Source organism: Micromonospora acroterricola (assembly GCF_003172955.1).
Taxonomy (GTDB): Bacteria; Actinomycetota; Actinomycetes; order Mycobacteriales; family Micromonosporaceae; genus Micromonospora; species Micromonospora acroterricola.
This window is the reverse complement of the sequence record NZ_QGKR01000030.1, coordinates 1-2,751: the sequence shown is the minus strand read 5'-3', so window position 1 is coordinate 2,751 and position 2,751 is coordinate 1. Positions and strand designations below refer to the sequence as shown.

The window sequence follows — 2,751 nt, the reverse complement described above, 5'->3', positions numbered from 1 at the left end:
GGCCGGGTGGGGAAGGACGGGTTCATGGAGCGGGAAACGGGCACGGAGCGACCGGTGGGCAGTCCGCCGGTCGGCAGTCCGGCGGCGGGTGTGGTGCACAGCCTTGCGCAGAGACACGAGACCCTGGCCACGGTGGAGTCGCTCACCGGTGGGCTGCTCTCCGCGTCGATCGTGGAGATCGCCGGGGTCAGCGGGGTCTACCAGGGCGGGCTGGTGGTCTACGCCACCGAGCTGAAGTCGGAGCTGGCCGGCGTACCGGCGGAGCTGCTGGCCGAGCGGGGGCCGGTCGACCCGGACGTGGCGGCGGCGCTCGCCGAGGGCGGTCGGCAGCGCTGCGACGCGGACTGGGGACTGGCCACCACCGGTGTCGCCGGTCCCGAGCCGCAGGACGGCAAGCCGGTGGGCCTGGTCTACGTCGCGGTCGCCGGGCCCAACGGCGGCGAGGTCCGCCAGCTCGACCTGGACGGCGGGCGCGATCACGTCCGCTCGGCGGCGGTGACCGAGGCGTTGCGGCTGCTCGCCGAGCGCATCCACGCCGCTGACGAAGCCTCCCGGGACGACGCCGGCACGGCCGGCGCCGGGCGCCGGTGAGCCGCCCCCGGGCGAACCGACGGGCGGGGCGGGATGTCGCTCGGGCCCGCACCGGGTACGGTTGCGGGAAGGCTCCGGCGCTCGGGGCCGGTGCGGTCCGCCGCCACCGGCTGCGTGACGTCGGGTGTGAGGTATCCCTCAGGGGGAGGTGCGATGGTCCTGCTACGCCGGGTGATCGGTGACGCACTGCGGGCGCGCCGGCAGGGACAGCAGCGCACCCTGCGCGAGGTGTCCACCGCCGCCAACGTCAGCCTCGGTTACCTCTCCGAGATCGAGCGTGGGCACAAGGAGCCGTCCAGCGAGCTGCTCGCCGCGATCTGCGACGCGCTCGGGGCACGCCTGTCCGAGCTGCTGCGCGAGGTCAGCGACACCGTGGCGCTGGCCGAGCAGATGCCCGGGGTGCTGGTCCCCCTGCAGGACGAGCCGGCCGCCGCGCCCGCCGTCCGCAAGAGCAGCAACCGGGGGGTGCACCAGGTCACCTCCGGCGGCAAGGTCGCCGTCTCGGTCCGCCAGGATTCGCCGCTCAAGGCCACGCTGCGCAGCACCCGGGTCCGCCCCACCGAGCGCGACCGGGACGTGGTCTGCGCCGCCTGAGCTCGTCCTTCCCGTTGACCATGGGCGAGCTGGCCACAGCCGCGTAGGGTTGCCCGCAGGAGCTGCCGGCGCCGTCGACCGGCCGGTACGGATGCCGTGTTGGCGTTCGGCTGGGACGATGGAGACCGGCCGGGTCGCGGTCGGTCGGTTCATCCGGCCCGGCCGCGGTGGAGGACGCTACTGAGGGGATGCGGCGGAGATGGCGAACCCGTTCGTCAAGGGCTGGAACTACCTGATGGCGCTCTTCGGTGCCAAGATCGATGAGCACGCCGATCCCAAGGTGCAGATCCAGCAGGCCATCGAGGACGCGCAGCGCCAGCACCAGGCGCTGGTTCAGCAGGCCGCCGCGGTGATCGGCAACCAGCGTCAGCTGGAGATGAAGCTGTCCCGGCAGATGTCCGAGGTCGAGCGGTTGCAGGGCAACGCGCGGCAGGCCCTGGTGCTGTCCGACCAGGCCCGGGCCAAGGGTGACGAGGCCGAGGCCGGGCGTTTCGAACAGTCCGCGCAGACCCTGGCGACCCAGCTGGTCTCCGCCGAGCAGGCCACCGAGGACCTGAAGACCCTGCACGACCAGGCGCTGGGCGCCGCCGCGCAGGCCCGCCGGGCGGTGGAGAACAACTCGATGATCCTCCAGCAGAAGCTCGCCGAGCGCACCAAGCTGCTCAGCCAGCTGGAGCAGGCCAAGATGCAGGAGACGGTGGCCCGCTCGCTGGAGTCGATGTCGTCGCTGACCGCGCCCGGCACCACCCCGTCCCTCGACGAGGTGCGCGACCGCATCGAGCGCCGGTACGCCAACGCGATGGGGCGCGCGGAACTGGCCGGCAACTCGGCCGAGGGCCGGATGCTGGAGATCCAGAAGGCGAGCATCGACTCGGCGGGTTCGGCCCGCCTGGAGCAGATCCGGTCCAGCATGGCCGGGGAGCAGCTCGGCGGTGCGGCGCAGGGACCGGCGGTGCCGCAGGGCGGGACGACCGCCGCGGCGAACCCGGCGGGCGACCCGGCCGCCGCTGCCCGGCTGGACGAGCTGCGGGCCAGCATGGCCCGCGAACGGGGCACCGGCGACCCGACCGCCGCCGGCTGAACGACCGGTCCGAGGAGGTCAGGGTGGCAGACGAGCGGACGCGGTACTTCCGTCGGCTGGGTCGGCTACGCCGGTCCGCCCGCCGGTGGAGCGTGTTGGCCGGTGGGCTCGGCGGCGCGGCGGCGGTGCTGACCCCGTACGCCGGCCTCGGGCTGCCCGACGCGGCCTGGGCCGGCGCCGCGGGCAGTGCGGTGGCGCTGGCCGCCTGGCGCTGGATCGACCTGCGTGTGCTCGCCGCCCAGCCGGCGCCCCCGGCGTTGGCCCCGGCCGAGGCCGCGGCCCGGTCGCGGGCCCGGCTGGTCGCCGCGGTCGAGCGCCTGCCGGTCGGCCCGGGTGTGCTGGCCGAGGTCCGTCGGGTTCGCACCCGCGTCGCGCTGCGCGGCACCAACGCGGTGAAGCACTGGGCCCGGCTCGATCGGGCGGCGCTCACCCTGGCCGGGATGGCCCCTCGGCTGACCGGGCTGGCCGAGCCGGCGGTGCTCGAG

Annotated in this window: 3 protein-coding genes and 1 pseudogene; all 4 read left to right on the top strand. The window is 75.0% G+C overall.

Annotated elements, in window-relative coordinates; genetic code table 11:
• The first annotated feature begins 24 nt into the window (after positions 1-24).
• Positions 25-591 carry a CinA family protein gene (locus tag DKT68_RS00290; protein ID WP_109815442.1) on the top strand — a complete coding sequence of 189 codons (567 nt, stop codon included), beginning with the start codon at positions 25-27 and terminating at the stop codon, positions 589-591.
• Between the two features lie 153 nt (positions 592-744).
• Entirely contained in the window at positions 745-1,185 is a 441-nt protein-coding gene (locus DKT68_RS00285; RefSeq protein ID WP_109815441.1) for a helix-turn-helix domain-containing protein, read from the top strand.
• 199 nt (positions 1,186-1,384) lie between these two features.
• Positions 1,385-2,266: a PspA/IM30 family protein gene (locus DKT68_RS00280; protein WP_109815440.1), complete on the top strand. Its 882-nt coding sequence runs from the start codon at positions 1,385-1,387 to the stop codon at positions 2,264-2,266.
• Between the two features lie 23 nt (positions 2,267-2,289).
• Positions 2,290-2,751 (top strand): annotated as a pseudogene (locus DKT68_RS00275) (phage shock envelope stress response protein PspM); the annotation flags it as partial.

Coding starts and splice junctions, on each gene's coding strand:
- DKT68_RS00280 (WP_109815440.1), top strand. CDS start 1,385: ATGGCGAACCCGTTCGTCAAGGGCTGGAACTACCTGATGGCGCTCTTC.
- DKT68_RS00285 (WP_109815441.1), top strand. CDS start 745: ATGGTCCTGCTACGCCGGGTGATCGGTGACGCACTGCGGGCGCGCCGG.
- DKT68_RS00290 (WP_109815442.1), top strand. CDS start 25: ATGGAGCGGGAAACGGGCACGGAGCGACCGGTGGGCAGTCCGCCGGTC.